The 17,316-nt window shown below is 53.2% G+C and carries 14 protein-coding genes; 10 read left to right on the forward strand and 4 right to left on the reverse strand.

What is annotated here, in order from left to right; translation table 11 throughout:
* Window positions 1–7: 7 nt before the first annotated feature.
* Window positions 8–433, reverse strand: coding sequence for a ribonuclease E inhibitor RraB (rraB, locus tag HVZ39_RS21910; RefSeq protein WP_016151501.1), 426 nt, complete (start codon window positions 431–433; stop codon window positions 8–10).
* A 163-nt stretch (window positions 434–596) separates the two neighbouring features.
* Between rraB and argF (HVZ39_RS21915) the strand changes: the two genes are divergently transcribed.
* On the forward strand, window positions 597–1,604 hold the full coding sequence (gene argF, locus HVZ39_RS21915) for an ornithine carbamoyltransferase (protein WP_181632970.1): 1,008 nt from the start codon (window positions 597–599) through the stop codon (window positions 1,602–1,604).
* Between the two features lie 99 nt (window positions 1,605–1,703).
* On the opposite strand, the gene HVZ39_RS21920 is transcribed toward argF (HVZ39_RS21915), so the two are convergent.
* Entirely contained in the window at window positions 1,704–2,156 is a 453-nt protein-coding gene (locus HVZ39_RS21920; RefSeq protein WP_016151499.1) for a YhcH/YjgK/YiaL family protein, read from the reverse strand.
* Between the two features lie 673 nt (window positions 2,157–2,829).
* Between HVZ39_RS21920 and arcA the strand changes: the two genes are divergently transcribed.
* The 5 genes from arcA to HVZ39_RS21945 all read left to right on the forward strand — a co-directional run bounded on the left by arcA (window position 2,830) and on the right by HVZ39_RS21945 (window position 8,135).
* Window positions 2,830–4,050, forward strand: a complete 1,221-nt coding sequence (arcA, locus tag HVZ39_RS21925) for an arginine deiminase (RefSeq protein WP_019078252.1) — start codon at window positions 2,830–2,832, stop codon at window positions 4,048–4,050.
* 9 nt (window positions 4,051–4,059) lie between these two features.
* Entirely contained in the window at window positions 4,060–4,992 is a 933-nt protein-coding gene (gene arcC, locus HVZ39_RS21930) for a carbamate kinase (RefSeq protein WP_181632971.1), read from the forward strand.
* Window positions 4,993–5,047: 55 nt separating this feature from the next.
* Window positions 5,048–6,052 (forward strand): ornithine carbamoyltransferase, encoded by a 1,005-nt coding sequence (gene argF, locus HVZ39_RS21935; RefSeq protein WP_016155572.1) that lies wholly within the window; start codon window positions 5,048–5,050, stop codon window positions 6,050–6,052.
* 55 nt (window positions 6,053–6,107) lie between these two features.
* Window positions 6,108–7,511 carry a YfcC family protein gene (locus tag HVZ39_RS21940; RefSeq protein ID WP_047499900.1) on the forward strand — a complete coding sequence of 468 codons (1,404 nt, stop codon included), beginning with the start codon at window positions 6,108–6,110 and terminating at the stop codon, window positions 7,509–7,511.
* A gap of 144 nt (window positions 7,512–7,655) precedes the next feature.
* On the forward strand, window positions 7,656–8,135 hold the full coding sequence (locus HVZ39_RS21945) for an arginine repressor (protein ID WP_003839609.1): 480 nt from the start codon (window positions 7,656–7,658) through the stop codon (window positions 8,133–8,135).
* Here HVZ39_RS21945 and HVZ39_RS21950 read toward each other — a convergent pair.
* Entirely contained in the window at window positions 8,132–8,254 is a 123-nt protein-coding gene (locus tag HVZ39_RS21950; protein ID WP_085951096.1) for a hypothetical protein, read from the reverse strand. The genes HVZ39_RS21945 and HVZ39_RS21950 overlap by 4 nt on opposite strands.
* Here HVZ39_RS21950 and pyrL point away from each other — a divergent pair.
* The 4 genes from pyrL (at window position 8,234) to ridA (ending at window position 10,245) form a co-directional block, all read left to right on the forward strand.
* Window positions 8,234–8,335 (forward strand): pyr operon leader peptide, encoded by a 102-nt coding sequence (gene pyrL / locus HVZ39_RS21955; RefSeq protein WP_003025819.1) that lies wholly within the window; start codon window positions 8,234–8,236, stop codon window positions 8,333–8,335. The genes HVZ39_RS21950 and pyrL overlap by 21 nt on opposite strands.
* A 36-nt stretch (window positions 8,336–8,371) precedes the next feature.
* Entirely contained in the window at window positions 8,372–9,307 is a 936-nt protein-coding gene (gene pyrB / locus HVZ39_RS21965) for an aspartate carbamoyltransferase (RefSeq protein ID WP_016151493.1), read from the forward strand.
* A 13-nt stretch (window positions 9,308–9,320) separates the two neighbouring features.
* A complete protein-coding gene (gene pyrI, locus HVZ39_RS21970; RefSeq protein WP_016151492.1) occupies window positions 9,321–9,782 on the forward strand; it encodes an aspartate carbamoyltransferase regulatory subunit in 462 nt (153 codons plus the stop codon).
* Window positions 9,783–9,858: 76 nt separating this feature from the next.
* Window positions 9,859–10,245: a 2-iminobutanoate/2-iminopropanoate deaminase gene (ridA, locus tag HVZ39_RS21975; RefSeq protein WP_016151491.1), complete on the forward strand. Its 387-nt coding sequence runs from the start codon at window positions 9,859–9,861 to the stop codon at window positions 10,243–10,245.
* Between the two features lie 61 nt (window positions 10,246–10,306).
* On the opposite strand, the gene HVZ39_RS21980 is transcribed toward ridA, so the two are convergent.
* Entirely contained in the window at window positions 10,307–17,131 is a 6,825-nt protein-coding gene (locus HVZ39_RS21980) for a hypothetical protein (RefSeq protein ID WP_181632972.1), read from the reverse strand.
* Between the last annotated feature and the right edge of the window lie 185 nt (window positions 17,132–17,316).

The following is a 17,316-nucleotide window of genomic DNA, read 5'->3' on the forward strand; positions in this document are numbered from 1 at the left end:
AGATGACTTAGTGACGCACGCCGTCATCATCTTCGTCGACGAGGTCTTCATCGTCGCCGTCTTCACCTTCTTCGCCGTTCGGGTCTTCAAAATAGGTGCCCCAACCGTCGTATTCCACATCAAATTTTTCAGCCAGGTTCATCAGTTGCTCAACCTGAGCGTCGATCAACTCGGCATTCAGAGCACATTCGCTCAGGATGTCACAGCAAATAACCGTGTCGCCCTCTTCCACTTCCAGCTCTTCCGGCTCGGTCACTTCATAACCCAGCTTGAAGGCTTCTACTGCCGCTTTTTCCAGGGTTTCAAAGTCGTCCGCGGAAAGGTGATGCTCGATGGTGTACAGCGCGTCTGGATCGCTGCCATCTTCGAGTAACTCTTCAATAATCAAGCGCGTTTCTTCACGCTGTTCTTCCAGTAGTTCCGGGTTTGCCATGGCTCATTCCTCATAATGTCCTGCCGATACTCTTATTGTCACATACCGCTGTCATTGCCTCCACCTTTCCAGGAAAGATTTGTTAAACAAGGTTGCAAATGAATAAACATCCATATAAATTGAATTTTAATTCAATAAATGGCCTAAGCCATGTGAGGGAACTATGTCTGCGTTTTATCAGAAACATTTTTTGAAACTGCTTGATTTCACCTCTGCTGAACTCACGTCACTGCTCCAGCTCGCCGCGCAGCTCAAGACGGATAAGAAAAACGGTACCGAGGTCGCTAAACTCACCGGTAAAAACATCGCGCTCATCTTCGAAAAAGACTCAACCCGCACCCGTTGCTCTTTCGAAGTTGCCGCATACGATCAGGGCGCGCGCGTGACGTATCTCGGGCCGAGCGGCAGCCAGATTGGTCATAAAGAGTCGATCAAAGACACCGCCCGCGTACTCGGTCGTATGTACGACGGTATTCAGTATCGGGGCCACGGTCAGGAAATTGTCGAGACGCTGGCGGAATATGCCGGAGTTCCGGTTTGGAACGGATTAACCAACGAATTTCACCCCACCCAGTTGCTGGCGGATTTACTCACGATGCAGGAACACCTGCCGGGTAAAGCGTTTAATGAGATGGTGCTGGTCTACACCGGCGATGCCCGCAACAATATGGGCAATTCCATGCTGGAAGCCGCTGCGTTAACCGGACTGGATCTGCGCCTGGTCGCGCCCCAGGCCTGCTGGCCAGAGGAAAGCCTCGTTGCAGAGTGCAAAGCGCTGGCACAGAAAAACGGCGGCAATATAACGCTAACCGAAGATGTCGCCACGGGCGTGAAAGGCGCGGACTTCATCTATACCGACGTCTGGGTATCGATGGGCGAAGCGAAAGAGAAATGGGCCGAACGTATTGCGCAACTGCGTAAGTACCAGGTTAATAGCGCGATGATGGCGTTGACCGGCAATCCGCAGGTGAAATTCCTGCACTGCCTGCCCGCGTTCCATGACGATCAAACCACGCTTGGCAAACAAATGGCGCTGGAATATGGTCTGCACGGCGGCATGGAAGTGACCGACGAGGTGTTTGAGTCACCCGCCAGTATCGTATTTGATCAGGCGGAAAACCGGATGCACACCATCAAAGCGGTGATGGTCGCGACGCTTTCCAAATCATAGCATTGCGTGATTGAATTGCCGGATGGCGATGCTGACGCACCCTATCCGGCCTACCATCATGCTTCCGTAGGCCGGGTAAGTCGCCCCCGGCAAACCGGTTTATGCTACCCGCATTTTCACCACGGCTTTGCGTACCAGCGCCGGAGCGCCGACTGCGCACAGCGGTTTATGCACTTCACCCGGATAAAAGACGACGAAGTCACCTTCATTCAGCACCACCGTTTTCTCCTGTTCGCCTTCCGGCAGGAAGGCGATATCTTTATCCGCCAGCCAGTCAGTTTCCGGTGCGCCCGCAGGCTGCGTGCTGAAAGTCATGCCTTCCTGACCTTTGAGCAGGATCTGAATATCCAGATAGCGAGCGTGATATTCGGCGCGGCGCTGCGCAAACGGCTCCGTCATATCTTCAGCAATCAGATAGAACAGACGTTCGCCGTCGATGTCGTGTTTACCCTTTTCCGTCGCATCCGTCACGTGCGCTTTAATGTGCTCAATCGCCTGACGCAGCTCTTCCGGCAGCCAGGCATCCAGGTTGTGAATATTGCCGACAATCATTTCAAACCCCTTAATTAAAACATCGTTTCATTTTAGTTGTTATACGAAAAAACGGTCTGCCATACCACTGCTATTTGCCGATATTTTGCGTCAACGCATGTTTATCGCTGATGATGTTAAATAATTGCTAATAGCCAGCAACAGGTTATGCATAAACTCTGCATAACTTTCGTCTCATACTTTTCAAGTCAGTCACTAACTCACTGTTATAGAAAGCTTTGTTATAAAAACCAGCAATCGATCACAGTTTACGTCTCCTTCGTTATCTTTCTTCATCGTCATATTTATTTTGAAATAAACCTTACAGCACAAATAATAAAATAATAGATTCGCATAAAAATTCATTAAATATAGAAAAATATATAAAAATCAACGCACTATTTAATTTATTAAATATTTAAATATGTACATAAAATTAACACAGTTAAATAACAAGACATATTCCTGCGTAGTAATTCAATTATTCATGTTTTTATTTTTTAAATTCTCAGAGCCATCTCATAAATTAAACAACAAATGCCAAACATCGACCTGACTGTGAAATGAATCACGTTTCTATATCAGATAAGATCTAAATATAGATTCTGAAATCAGCTGAAAAACCATGACTGCAATAAACATTATTTGCAGGCACCTCCTCTTTATTTTTTAAAATCGTATTAAAGGAATAATGATGGAAAAGCATTATGTCGGGTCTGAAATCGGTCAATTACGTAGCGTAATGCTACATCGCCCTAACCTCAGCCTAAAAAGGCTGACGCCGTCAAATTGCCAGGAACTGCTTTTTGATGATGTTCTTTCGGTAGAACGTGCAGGAGAAGAGCATGACATTTTCGCCAACACGTTACGTCAACAGGGAATTGAGGTTCTGTTACTCACTGATTTATTGACACAAACTCTGGATATCCCCGATGCCAAAAGCTGGCTACTGGATACACAAATTTCTGATTATCGCCTTGGCCCCGCTTTCGCCACGGATATTCGCGCCTGGCTTGCAGATATGCAGCACCGGGAGCTCGCCCGACATTTAAGCGGTGGGCTGACATACGGAGAAATTCCTGCCTCAATCAAAAATATGGTAGTCGATACTCACGATATTAATGACTTTATTATGAAGCCATTACCAAACCACTTATTTACCCGCGACACCTCATGCTGGATATATAACGGCGTATCCATTAATCCAATGGCAAAAACTGCACGTCAACGAGAAACTAATAACTTGCGGGCGATTTACCGTTGGCATCCACAATTTGCCGATGGTGAGTTTATTAAATATTTCGGCGATGAAAATATTAATTACGACCACGCCACATTAGAAGGTGGAGATGTACTGGTCATTGGTCGCGGCGCAGTTCTCATCGGTATGTCGGAACGTACCACGCCGCAGGGCATTGAGTTCCTTGCCCAGTCGCTCTTTAAGCATCGCCAGGCAGAACGCGTCATCGCAGTCGAACTGCCGAAACATCGCTCCTGTATGCACCTCGATACCGTCATGACCCACATCGATATCGATACCTTCTCCGTCTACCCGGAAGTGGTGCGCCCGGATGTCCAGTGCTGGACCCTGACACCAGACGGGCGTGGCGGCCTGAAACGCACCCAGGAAAGTACGCTGGTACATGCCCTCGAAAAAGCACTTGGCCTCGACCAGATCAATCTGATCACCACCGGTGGCGACGCCTTCGAAGCTGAACGCGAACAGTGGAATGACGCGAACAATGTTCTGACGCTGCGCCCCGGGGTTGTGGTGGGCTACGAACGCAACATTTGGACCAACGAGAAATACGACAAAGCTGGCATCACTGTTTTACCCATTCCTGGCGACGAACTGGGACGTGGGCGCGGCGGTGCGCGCTGCATGAGTTGCCCACTAGAACGCGACGGTATTTAAGGAGACGTTATGGAAAACAAACCTACCCTGGTTGTGGCGCTGGGCGGCAATGCGCTACTCAAACGCGGCGAACCGCTGGAAGCCGACATCCAACGCAAGAATATTGAGCTGGCGGCAAGAACTCTCGCTCAACTCACGCAGCAGTGGCGCGTAATTCTGGTACACGGCAATGGCCCGCAGGTTGGACTTTTGGCGTTACAAAACAGTGCTTATGCCAACGTCACCCCCTATCCGCTCGATATTCTCGGCGCAGAAAGTCAGGGAATGATTGGCTATATGCTGCAACAGGCCCTGAAAAACCAGCTCCCACAGCGTGAAATTAGTGTCCTGCTGACTCAGGTTGAAGTCGATGCCCACGATCCGGCCTTCAGCAATCCCACCAAATATATCGGGCCGATTTATGACGAACCCCAGGCCCATGCATTGCAGGCGGAAAAAGGCTGGGTTTTCAAAGCCGATGGTAAAGCATTCCGCCGTGTTGTGCCCTCTCCACAACCCAAACGTATCGTGGAAAGTGACGCCATTCGCACACTGATCGCCCGCGATCATCTGGTTATCTGCAACGGCGGTGGCGGCGTACCGGTGGTGGAAAAAGCCGATGGCTACCACGGTATTGAAGCGGTGATCGACAAAGATCTCTCCGCCGCCCTGCTCGCCAAACAAATCCACGCCGATGCGCTGCTGATCCTGACCGATGCCGATGCGGTGTATCTCGACTGGGGCAAACCTACCCAGCGCCCGCTGGCCCAGGTTACGCCGGAACGGCTCAGCGAAATGCAATTCGACGCCGGTTCAATGGGCCCCAAAGTCACCGCCTGCGCGGAATTTGTCTCTCACTGTCACGGGATTGCTGGCATCGGCTCGTTGGCTGACGGTTCGGCCATTCTCGCCGGTGACAAAGGCACGCTAATTCGGCGCGAAGCCACTGATATTAACGCTTAAGGCTTTTTTTGCTGGGTAAAGCGAAGCCTTATCCAGCCTACATAAGGATATTTTCATGACTGTTAACCTGAAAAATCGCAATTTTCTCAAATTGCTGGACTACACCCCAACGGAAATCCAGTACCTGATCGATCTGGCTATCGAGTTAAAAACGGCAAAAAAAGCCGGACGCGAAAGGCAAACGCTGGTTGGTAAAAATATCGCGCTAATCTTCGAAAAAACGTCAACTCGCACCCGCTGCGCCTTTGAAGTCGGCGCTTTCGATCAGGGCGCACAGGTGACCTACCTTGGCCCAAGCGGCTCTCAGATTGGTCATAAAGAGTCGATGAAAGATACCGCCCGCGTGTTAGGCCGCATGTATGACGGTATTGAATACCGCGGCTACGGCCAGGAGATCGTGGAAGAACTGGGTCAGTTCGCTGGTGTGCCGGTCTGGAACGGGCTGACGAATGAATTCCACCCTACGCAGATCCTCGCGGATCTGATGACCATGCTGGAACACGCCCCGGGTAAAACCTTACCCGAACTGAGCTTCGCTTACCTCGGTGACGCCCGCAATAACATGGGCAATTCGCTGATGGTCGGCGCGGCGAAAATGGGGATGGATATTCGTCTGGTCGCACCGAAATCCTTCTGGCCGGACGAGGCGCTGGTTGCCGAATGCCGTGAAATCGCCAGCGTGACGGGCGCGCGCATTACGCTCACAGAGGATGTTGAGGAAGGCGTTTACGACGTGGACTTTCTCTACACCGATGTCTGGGTTTCGATGGGGGAACCCAAAGAGGCGTGGGCAGAACGCGTCAGCCTGATGACGCCTTATCAAATTAACCAGCAGGTCATCGATGCAACCGGCAATCCCAATGTGAAATTCATGCACTGCCTGCCCGCCTTCCATAACGAGCACACCAAAGTGGGCCGTGAAATCGAAGCGGCTTACGGCCTGAAAGGGCTTGAAGTCACGGAGGAGGTATTTGAGTCAGCGCATTCCATCGTCTTCGACGAAGCAGAAAACCGGATGCATACCATCAAAGCGGTCATGGTAGCGACACTCGGCGACTAACCCCAGCGGGCATGTGTCGCCTGGCGGCATATGCCCAAGCTATCCGGAGAACATCATGGGCAAATTCAAATTTCCCAGCGCGTATACCATCCTGTTTATTCTTATTGCGCTCGTCGCCGTTATGACCTGGATTGTCCCAGCCGGGAAATACCAGATGGCGATGAATGCCACCCTGGGCAAAGAAGTGCCGGTTGCCGGTACCTATGCCCCAACAGAGGCGCATCCACAAGGTTTAACGGCTGTACTGCTGGCTCCGATTGACGGGCTTTATAACCACGAAACCTACACCGCAGGCGCGATTGATGTGGCGTTGTTTGTCCTGATTATTGGCGGGTTTCTCGGCGTGGTAAACAAAACGGGCGCCATCGACGCCGGCATCGAACGCGTGACGGTCAGGCTGAACGGCAAAGAAGAGTGGATGATCCCCATCCTGATGGGACTTTTCGCCGCCGGAGGCACGATTTACGGCATGGCGGAAGAATCACTTCCTTTCTACACCTTATTGGTTCCGGTCATGATGGCTGCGCGCTTTGATCCACTGGTTGCTGCTGCAACCGTTTTGCTTGGCGCAGGCATCGGCACCCTCGGTTCAACAATCAACCCTTTCGCAACGGTTATCGCCGCTAACGCCGCCGGGATCCCCTTCACCCAGGGAATGCTGATGCGCATTCTGCTGCTGGTCGTCGGCTATGTTATCTGTGTGGTATGGGTCATGCGCTATGCACGGAAAGTTCGCAGCCATCCTGAGCTTTCCATCGTGGCCGATAAAATGGAGGAAAACCGTGCCCATTTTCTCGGTAGTCGCGCCAATACCAATCTTGAATTCACGGCTACGCGTAAGTGGATCCTGCTGATATTCGCCGCCGCCTTTGCAGTGATGATTTATGGCGTCGCGGTGCTCGGCTGGTGGATGGCTGAAATATCTGGGGTTTTTCTGGCATCTGCGATTATCGTCGGCGTGATTGCCCGCATGAGTGAAGAAGCATTCACCAGTACCTTCATTGACGGGGCACGGGATCTGCTCGGTGTGGCGCTGATTATCGGCATTGCGCGCGGTATCGTCGTGGTGATGGACAACGGCATGATCACCCACACCATTTTGCACAGCGCCGAAAATTTAGTCTCCGGTCTGTCCACCACCATTTTCATCAATGTGACTTACTGGCTGGAAGTCTTGCTCTCCTTCCTGGTCCCTTCCTCGTCTGGCCTGGCGGTGCTCACGATGCCCATTATGGCCCCGCTGGCTGACTTCGCCCATGTGCAAAGGGATCTGGTCGTCACCGCGTATCAATCCGCTTCCGGCATTGTGAATCTGATTACCCCCACCTCAGCGGTTGTGATGGGTGGGTTGGCCATCGCTCGTGTTCCTTATGTGCGCTACCTGAAATGGGTCGCACCACTGCTGCTAATTCTGACGGTGCTGAACATGGTTGTTCTGAGTATCGGCGCGATGCTGTAGTCCTGTTGGCCGTCGGATCCCGACGGCTTTTTTGAGCGCGCTCTCGTTTTTCTGCACAACCGCCCGTTTGAGCCGTTATTGATACTGCAAATGTGGTGAATTTCGCCATCGCATTGATACAAATGATAAATTTAGGGTGTTTTTATGAAGGAATTCGATGATTACTCGACCAAAGAGCAGAAACAGTTGGCGATTTGTCAGCGCCTGATTAGCGAAAAAAGCTACCTGTCTCAGGAAGCGCTTCGCCGCGATCTACAACACCATGGTTTCACCGGGATTAGCCAGTCAACGGTATCTCGTCTGCTGAAACTGCTCGGTGCTATAAAAATAAGAAATACAAAAGGGCAAAAAATTTATTCTGTAAATCCGCAATCACGACCCGCGCCTGATGCTGCCCGATCGATTGCTGAAATGGTGGTCAGCGTGGAACACAATAGCGAGTTTATCCTCATCCACACGGCGGCTGGCTATGGTCGCGCCGTAGCCAGAATCCTCGATTATCACGCGTTGCCAGAAATTCTCGGCGTCATTGCCGGTAGCAGTATTGTCTGGGTCGCGCCGCGGGTGGTACAGCGAACGGGCCTGGTCCATAAACAGATTAATTATCTATTCAAAATGAATTAAAATTCATAAGAACCGTTTGCGATGAATAAATAGTGCATTTTTCGCTTGATCCCATAACGGAGCTGAGTATAATCGCGGACAATTTGCCGGGAGGATGTATGGTTCAGTGTGTACGACATTTTGTCTTACCGCGTCTGAAAAAGGACGCTGGCCTGCCGTTTTTCTTTCCGTTGATCACCCATTCCGAGCCCCTCAATTGAGGGGCTTTTTTTTTGCCCAGGCGTCAGGAGATAAACATGGCTAACCCGCTCTATCAAAAACACATCATTTCCATAAACGACCTCAGCCGCGATGACCTTAATCTGGTCCTCGCGACGGCGGCGAAATTAAAAGCTAACCCGCAGCCAGAGCTGTTAAAACATAAGGTCATCGCCAGTTGCTTCTTTGAAGCGTCAACCCGCACCCGTTTATCTTTTGAAACCTCCATGCACCGTCTGGGCGCCAGCGTGGTGGGTTTCTCTGACAGCAGCAACACGTCGCTTGGCAAAAAAGGCGAAACTCTGGCCGACACCATTTCCGTCATCAGCACCTATGTCGACGCCATCGTGATGCGTCATCCGCAGGAAGGTGCCGCGCGTCTGGCAACCGAGTTCTCCGGTAACGTGCCGGTACTTAACGCCGGCGACGGTTCCAACCAGCATCCCACCCAAACGCTGCTGGATCTGTTTACCATTCAGGAAACGCAGGGCCGCCTGGACAATCTGCAAATCGCCATGGTGGGTGACCTGAAATATGGCCGCACCGTCCACTCCCTGACCCAGGCGCTGGCAAAGTTCGAAGGTAACCGCTTCTACTTCATCGCCCCGGACGCGCTGGCCATGCCGCAATACATTCTGGATATGCTGAATGAAAAAGGTATCGCCTGGAGCCTGCATGGCACTATCGAAGAGGTAATGGCGGAGGTCGATATCCTCTACATGACCCGCGTACAAAAAGAGCGTCTGGACCCGTCCGAATACGCCAATGTGAAAGCACAGTTTGTTCTGCGTGCCAGCGATCTGAACGGTGCCAGAGCGAACATGAAGGTGCTGCATCCGCTGCCGCGCATCGATGAAATCACCACCGACGTCGACAAGACGCCGCACGCCTGGTATTTCCAGCAGGCTGGCAACGGCATCTTCGCCCGCCAGGCGTTACTGGCACTGGTACTGAATAGCGAACTGGCACTGTAAGGGAGAAAAAGAGATGACACACGATAACAAACTGCAGGTTGAAGCCATCAAACGTGGCACCGTAATTGACCACATTCCCGCACAGGTTGGTTTTAAGCTGCTGACGTTGTTCAAACTGACTGAAACCGACCAGCGTATCACCATCGGCCTGAACCTGCCGTCTGGCGAGATGGGCCGTAAAGACCTGATTAAAATCGAAAATACGTTCCTGACCGACGAGCAGGTAAACCAGCTCTCCCTGTACGCTCCGCAGGCAACGGTAAACCGCATTGACGATTATGACGTGGTGGGTAAATCACGTCCGAGCCTGCCTGAACGTATCGATAACGTGCTGGTTTGCCCGAACAGCAACTGCATCAGCCATGCTGAACCAGTATCGTCCAGTTTTTCAGTGAAAAAGCGCGCTGACGACATCGCACTCAAATGCAAATACTGTGAAAAAGAGTTTTCGCATTATGTGGTGCTGGCCAACTAATTGGTGTTGGTAATGATTTCCCGGCTCCCTATAATGGCCGGGAACATTCTATTACCGCTGTAATTCAGGAGAAATCATGAGCAAGACTATCGCGACGGAAAATGCACCAGCAGCAATCGGCCCATACGTTCAGGGCGTTGACCTGGGTAGCATGGTAATCACTTCCGGTCAGATCCCGGTCGATCCGAAAACCGGTGCCGTATCGGAAGACGTGTCCGCTCAGGCGCGTCAGTCGCTGGAAAACGTACAAGCTATCGTTGAAGCAGCAGGCCTGAAAGTGGGCGACATCGTAAAAACTACCGTCTTCGTTAAAGACCTGAACGATTTCGCAACCGTAAACGCGACCTACGAAGCGTTCTTCACCGAGCACAACGCCACCTTCCCGGCGCGTTCTTGCGTGGAAGTTGCCCGTCTGCCGAAAGACGTGAAAATCGAGATTGAAGCGATCGCCGTTCGTCGCTAAGCGTAAAAAAAACCGCCGGAAATCACTCCGGCGGTTCTGTTTTTACTCACTCAGGCTGTTATCAGAAATTGTGTTTAATATTCAGCATAAAGCCCTTGTCGCTGATACTGTCCTCTTTCCAGTGGAAAGCGTCCAGCCCGGCGCTGGTGTTACCGGCGTTATACTTCACACCCACCTGTGCCATGCTGTTGATGCTGCCACCTTTCTGACCGTCGTCAACGTTGAAGCTCTGACCTGCCGCCCCCTGCAGGGACGCTTTTTTGCCAGTACTGACGTAGCTCAGGTTCGGGCCGCCTTCCAGCGTCGCCGTTGCTGCCCAACCATCCTTACCGGCATAGCTCAGCTTCATACCCACCACTGAATCAACCGCCGTTTCCGTGCTGCTGTTCATGTTCAGGTTAAAGTCGCCAGCACCGCGCTCCTGATAACCGTCTTCCATGGTGTGACGCAGTTTCAGACCAGCATATGGCACAACATCCAGCCCTTCGCTGACGGTGAAGGTTTTACGACCCTCGGTACGCAGCTCCAGGTACTGCTGACGGCTGTCCGCCAGCGCCTGTTTGTTGACATCACCGTAGTTAATGCCGCGTTTGCTGTCGAGCTGATGTACGTCGTAACGCAGGGCGTTGTTCCAGGAGAGACCTTCCTCACCGAGCGGCATGGCGTGCTCCAGACCCAGGAACTGGCTGTAACCGCCGGTGATACCGTCGCTGCCGGAAGAGACATTGCCTTTACCGTCCAGACGGGCAATACCGTACTCCATGGTCAGCGACTGATTATCGCCAAAGCCCAGTTTCTGACGCAGGGCCATCATGTCGTACTGAGTGTCTTTACCCAGTTCGGCACGCTGGTCACCTTTCGCCACCAGGTTAAACGACAGACCGTTACCCAGTTCCGGCGCGGCATCCGCCAGCATATCGAAGCGGTTGCTGAGTCTGCGGGCGTCGCGGGAGACGTTCACAGCCTTGTTGCCGCTGATTTGCTTCATCGCTTTCGTCACGTCGGCAGAGGTTTTCAGGTTCAGACTGCTGAACAGCTCGTTGTTGGTGTACGCGGCATCCAGCGCGCCGGCAACACCGCTGACGCTGCTGTCGGTCACCACGTCGGTGTAGGCGTTTTTGGTCATGGTGACGTCAACGTTGCCGCTGGCATCCTTCTGGCCCTGAGCGCTCCACACCACACTGGTGGATTTGATGTTCTGCTCACCCTGGATATCTTCGCCAACAAACACGTCGTTGAAGGTCTGAGTCGTGGCAGCCGTACCTGCGGTGAAGCCGGTATCCACGTCCACGTCGCCCAGGTCAACATAATCGGCGGTCAGCGTACCGGCGGTGCCGTTCGCGCTGGTGCCGATGGTGTACTGACTGACGCTGGAGCGCAGGCCTTTACTCTGCACCGGGGCGGTCGGGTCGACCGGCAGGGTGTAGGACGCCGCATGGGTTTCCGTGCCGTTGCCACCGGTGCCGTTACCTTCCACTGTCACGCCGGACTCTTTCACCAGCCCGCTGCCGGTGCCTTCCAGCAGGACCGTGCCGTTGTTGATGATGCGACCGTTTGCACCCAGGCGGCTGAAAGCGTAAGAGTCTTTGGCGTAGATATTGATTGCGCCGTTGTTCTCAATCACCGCGTCCGCCGTGGCGTTTGCATCCAGCTGCATGGCAATCATGCCGGTTTCATCCGTACCGGTTGTCCCCAGATTGATAGTGCCGTTGTTGACCAATTGGGCATTCTGGCTGCCTTTCATACCAATGGCGCCGTTGCCGCTGATATTCATGGTGCCGTCGTTAATACCCGCATAGTTGCTGTGGGTCAGGCTGACCGCGCTCTGACCGGATTTGGAAGCGGCAAAGTTCACTTCCCCGTCATCCTGGTTCCAGAAGAAGGCCTTATCGGCGGCCGCGTTACCGGCAGATCCTACCACCGTCACACCGGTGGCGTTTACCGTACCGTCGTTGATAAAGTCCGCCGTATTGTTCCAGATATTCACCGCCGTTGAATTGTTGCTGGCGGCGGTAAAGTTCATGGTCGCCCCCTTGTCGTTCTTCAGGGTGCTGTTGTTGTTCAGGTGGATGGCATTTTTAGTGTTATCGAGCGTCACGATGCCACCGGCAGCGTTTTCAAACACGCTGTCGTTTTTCAGCTCCAGGATGCTGGCGTTGTTGGCATCGCTGCTGCTGCCCAGCGCGACGGTGCCGTTGTTGGTGACTTTAGCACTGGTGTTCAGCTTCACGCCTCTGGTCATGCTGCCGGTGTTGACGACTTTCCCGGAGGCGGAGACGGTGGTGACGCCGTTTACCGTGCCGGCATTACTGAGCGTGCCGTCAACCGTTGTCGCACCGCTGAGGGTGCCCGCGTTATTCACCACGCCGCTGGCGTTGACGGTCACCGGCGCATTGGTCGCCGCACCAGTCTGGTTGTTATAGATGCCAGCAACAAGCAGTGCTGAGGTGCCATCAACCGTACCGGTGTTTTTAACCGTTGTTCCCACCGCAACAACCGAATCCTTGGCCAGCGTGGTGCCACCCAAGTCAGTACCATCAGCAAACGCAGGTGCAGCAAGCGTTCCACTGTTATCTGCTGTTGCCGGTACATTGGTGCCAAGATTAATGGCACCGTAGTTGATAATACGGTTACTGGCATTACCGTCGGAATAAAACGCCTGCCCGTTCTCAGCGTTGATGTTAATCACACCGGTGACATCGTTGATGGCCGTACCACCTTTATACACCGCCATGCCAACAAGCGGTTTAGTGGCATCGTAGTTCTCGTTTTTCTCAAGATTAATAACGCCCTGGTTAGTAATTGTGTTACTACTCCCAACAACTGCCATAGCAGCACCAGCATTATAAATGGTGATGGTTCCCCCTTCGTGGTTAACTGCCGAACCGTTACTTCCTGCTGAATAGGTATTTCCTACCCCCATGCCAATGGCAAAATCGATAGCTGCCCTGGAGAATACCCCGGCAGGGATAGTGGTTGTGTCATTGGCATCTTTCCAGAGCGCATCTGTAGTAATGGTTCCGTAGTTATCTGCTTTTGCATTTGCATTAGATGCGTGCATCGCTTCGCCACGACCATATAAAGCCAGCGTACCATTATTAATAGATTGCCCCCCATCAACCCCAGTCATAAGGTTCACGGCATGGCTATCGTTGTTTAATACATAAGAAACCCACATGTTAGGCATATGCTGCACAGCACCCTGATTGAGTACATGTGCGGTGATCGTTCCATTGTTTACACTACTTGACGATCCTCGGTTTAATACACCAAACAATCCTACGCCGTCAGCATTGTTAGGCGGGTTCAAAGCTGTTGTTCTTTCGAGATTCATTGAACCTTCATTAATAAAGGACGATGAACCTCTTAGATCAACTAAGTTGATGTCACGTAAAGTGAGCGTCCCCTTATTGAGCATTTGACTCCCACTATCAAGCATAACCAAACTACTACCACGCATTTCCCAGGAGGTATTCATACTCTCTATGTTGGAACTGACCGTGGCCTTTTCACCAATTTCAAGAGTACCGCCATTTGTTACCTGAAATACGCCGTTGTTGAAAGCATCTACGTAATTACCATTAATGGATGAGTCGCCATCCAGATAAATCGATGATTTACCATTAACAGACACTACTGGAGCGGCGGAAGAACTAACATTAGCGCCAAGTTGATCAATTTCGCCAGTAAGTTCAACTCCCCCTTTCAGATAAACACTGTTATCGTTACCAGTAACTGTTACTCCACGGATAGACTCCATCGTACGTCCAGCCGACTCATTATCCATGATCACCTGCAGATGCCCGTCTAGCGCTACGGTATTGCCCTTACCACTGACATTAATACCCGTCGAAGGGGTAGCGTAATAGTCCTTCGCCTGCGGGGATTTCTGGTCTTTATCCACCACCATATTGCCGGTCAGCGTCACCGTATTGGCTTCGCCGGAAACGTTGACCCCGGTAGCCTTATTACCGGTGATGCTCATCTCTTCAGACGCCAGGTTAATGGTGTTTGATTTACCCGTCACGTTCAGACCGGTGGAGAAATCACCCACCACCATTTTACCGTTCTGGTTAATGGTGTTGTTATTACCGGCAACATCCACCCCGATGCTCGGTTTGGTACTGTCGGTACTGCCTGCGGTCATTTCCCCTGCGTTGTTCAGGGTGTTGCCGTCACCGCTGACTTTTGCCCCCGTCGCACCGTCAATGACTTTGCTGGCGCCATCGTTATTAATGGTGTTGTTATTACCCGCGACATCAGTACCGGTCGAGCCTTCCCCTTCTGCGGTGGTGGTGCCTTTGTTGTCAATGGTGTTGCCGCCACCGTCCACGCTGGTGCCGGTGCCGCCAGCAGTTGCGCTGGTATCACCTTCGTTGTTGATTTTGTTACCGTCGCCGGTTACGTCAGTACCGGTGGAGCCAGTCCCATCAGCCGTAGTTTGACCTTTGTTGTCGATGGTGTTGTCGTTGCCGTCCACGCTGGTGCCGGTGCCGCCATTGGCTGCGCTGGTGCCACCTTCATTGTTGATTTTGTTACCGTCGCCGGTTACGTCAGTACCGGTGGAGCCAGTCCCATCAGCCGTAGTTTGACCTTTGTTGTCGATGGTGTTGTCGTTGCCGTCCACGCTAGTGCCGGTGCCGCCATTGGCTGCGCTGGTGTCGCCTTCGTTGATGATTTTGTTGCCGTTACCGTCTACATCCGTACCGGTAGAGCCTGCGCCATCGGCAGTGTTGTTACCCTTGTTGTCGATGGTGTTGCCGTTACCGTCAGCTTTAGTGCCGGTACCACCGCCAGTGGCGCTGTTGTCACCGGTGTTGTTAATGTCGTTGCCGTCGCCGGTCACGTCTGTACCGGTGGAGCCAGCACCGTCGGCAGTGTTTTTGCCACCGTTGTTGATGGTGTTGTCGTTGCCGTCCACGTCAGTGCCGGTGCCGCCGTTGGTGGCGCCGTTATCACCGGTGTTGTTGATGTCGTTACCGTCGCCGGTCACGTCAGTACCGGTGGAGCCTGCACCGTCAGCGGTGTTTTTGCCGCCGTTATCAACCGTGTTGCCGTCTCCGTCCACGCTGGTGCCGGTGCCGCCGTTGGTGCCACTGTTATCACCGGTGTTGTTGATGTCGTTACCGTCGCCGGTCACGTCAGTACCGGTGGAGCCTTCACCGTCTGCGGTGTTTTTGCCGCCGTTGTTGATGGTGTTGTCGTTGCCGTCCACGTCAGTGCCGGTGCCGCCGCCAGTGGCGCTGTTATCACCGGTGTTGTTAATGTCGTTGCCGTCGCCGGTCACGTCAGTACCGGTGGAGCCTGCACCGTCGGCAGTGTTTTTACCGCCGTTATCAACCGTGTTGCCGTCTCCGTCCACGCTGGTGCCGGTGCCGCCGTTGGTGGCGCCGTTGTCGCCGGTGTTGTTGATGTCGTTACCGTCGCCGGTCACGTCAGTACCGGTGGAGCCTTCACCGTCTGCGGTGTTTTTGCCGCCGTTGTTGATGGTGTTGTCGTTGCCGTCCACGTCAGTGCCGGTGCCGCCGCCAGTGGCGCTGTTATCACCGGTGTTGTTGATGTCGTTGCCGTTGCCGGTCACGTCAGTACCGGTGGAGCCTTCACCGTCTGCGGTGTTTTTGCCGCCGTTGTTGATGGTGTTGTCGTTGCCGTCCACGCCGGTGCCGGTACCGCCGTTGGTGCCGCTGTTATCACCGGTGTTGTTGATGTCGTTGCCGTCGCCAGTCACGTCTGTACCGGTGGAGCCTGCACCGTCGGCGGTGTTGTTGCCACCGTTATCAACCGTGTTGCCGTTGCCGTCCACGTCTGTGCCGGTGCCGCCGTTGGTGGCGCCGTTGTCGCCGGTGTTGTTGATGTCGTTGCCGTCGCCGGTCACGTCTGTACCGGTGGAGCCTTCACCGTCTGCGGTATTTTTGCCGCCGTTGTTGATGGTGTTGTCGTTACCGTCCACGCCGGTGCCAGTGCCGCCGTTGGTGCCGCTGTTATCACCGGTGTTGTTGATGTCGTTGCCGTCACCGGTCACGTCTGTACCGGTGGAGCCTTCACCGTCTGCGGTATTTTTGCCGCCGTTGTTGATAGTGTTGTCGTTGCCGTTCACGTCGGTGCCGGTGCCGCCGCCAGTAGCGCCGGTATCGCCATTCACATTAACATCGTTATCATCACCGTTGATAATCGTCCCGGTATCGCCCGGGCCGCCTGCGGTGGAGCCGCCATCAACCGTTTTCTGCTGCCCGTCGCCGTTGATAACCGTGGTGTCTGCGCTCGCCAGGGTAAGCTCTCCTGCGCGGTTGTACGACCAGAACAGGTTGTTACTGCCGTACGTTCCCTGCATCACCAGCGCATTGCCCATCACGTTCAGGCTGGTCACGGTCAGAGTTTTGCCGTCCGGCGCGGTCAGCAGGTAGCCGTCGCCCTGCTTGGTAATGGCGAAGGTGGCATTGGTATAAGTGACGCCGTTCACCACCAGCGAGGCAAAGGTCAGGGTTTTCGCGCCCCGGTCAAGGGTAACGCCATTGTCATAAACAGAGGGGGGGGTATCAGGTGTAACGGGGTCCACCGGATCGACAGGTGTTACCGGGTCCACAGGCGTTATTGGATCAACAGGCAACCCGGAGGACGAATGGCTGCCGCCGCCGCCACTCGCCGCGATACCCACCGTGGCGGCCACAGCAGCGATACCGCCCACCGCCCACGCCCAGCCCTGCTCTAAAACGCTTTCCGTGGCTTTCTGGCACTCCGGCGACAGTTTAGCCAGCTCAGCCTGAGAAAGGCTGCTGATATTTTCGGGACACTGCTTTTTTTTGTCTTCGTTGTTGTTAAGATCGGCGGCAAATGTATTACCGCTTAATGCCAGGGCAATACAAAATGAAATAGCTTTCCTTTGCATAATGTTACTCTCTCTGATGTGAGCGAAATGATATAGATAAAACGACATAGCGACGAAACACGCCGCCGCAGATTCTCCGAATCTGTAATACAGCGGCACCATATAAATAAATTTATATAGAAGCGAGTATATCCAAAGACATATTTCATAACAACGAATCACCGTCATGAATATATACCTCAACA

This window comes from Citrobacter sp. RHB35-C21 (genome assembly GCF_013816515.1).
Lineage (GTDB): Bacteria > Pseudomonadota > Gammaproteobacteria > Enterobacterales > Enterobacteriaceae > Citrobacter > Citrobacter braakii.

Excerpts from the sequence above, each read along its gene's own strand:
- rraB (WP_016151501.1), bottom strand. The coding sequence starts at position 433 with ATGGCAAACCCGGAACTACTGGAAGAACAGCGTGAAGAAACGCGCTTG.
- argF (WP_181632970.1), top strand. The coding sequence starts at position 597 with ATGTCTGCGTTTTATCAGAAACATTTTTTGAAACTGCTTGATTTCACC.
- HVZ39_RS21920 (WP_016151499.1), bottom strand. The coding sequence starts at position 2,156 with ATGATTGTCGGCAATATTCACAACCTGGATGCCTGGCTGCCGGAAGAG.
- arcA (WP_019078252.1), top strand. The coding sequence starts at position 2,830 with ATGGAAAAGCATTATGTCGGGTCTGAAATCGGTCAATTACGTAGCGTA.
- arcC (WP_181632971.1), top strand. The coding sequence starts at position 4,060 with ATGGAAAACAAACCTACCCTGGTTGTGGCGCTGGGCGGCAATGCGCTA.
- argF (WP_016155572.1), top strand. The coding sequence starts at position 5,048 with ATGACTGTTAACCTGAAAAATCGCAATTTTCTCAAATTGCTGGACTAC.
- HVZ39_RS21940 (WP_047499900.1), top strand. The coding sequence starts at position 6,108 with ATGGGCAAATTCAAATTTCCCAGCGCGTATACCATCCTGTTTATTCTT.
- HVZ39_RS21945 (WP_003839609.1), top strand. The coding sequence starts at position 7,656 with ATGAAGGAATTCGATGATTACTCGACCAAAGAGCAGAAACAGTTGGCG.
- pyrL (WP_003025819.1), top strand. The coding sequence starts at position 8,234 with ATGGTTCAGTGTGTACGACATTTTGTCTTACCGCGTCTGAAAAAGGAC.
- HVZ39_RS21950 (WP_085951096.1), bottom strand. The coding sequence starts at position 8,254 with ATGTCGTACACACTGAACCATACATCCTCCCGGCAAATTGTCCGCGAT.
- pyrB (WP_016151493.1), top strand. The coding sequence starts at position 8,372 with ATGGCTAACCCGCTCTATCAAAAACACATCATTTCCATAAACGACCTC.
- pyrI (WP_016151492.1), top strand. The coding sequence starts at position 9,321 with ATGACACACGATAACAAACTGCAGGTTGAAGCCATCAAACGTGGCACC.
- ridA (WP_016151491.1), top strand. The coding sequence starts at position 9,859 with ATGAGCAAGACTATCGCGACGGAAAATGCACCAGCAGCAATCGGCCCA.
- HVZ39_RS21980 (WP_181632972.1), bottom strand. The coding sequence starts at position 17,131 with ATGCAAAGGAAAGCTATTTCATTTTGTATTGCCCTGGCATTAAGCGGT.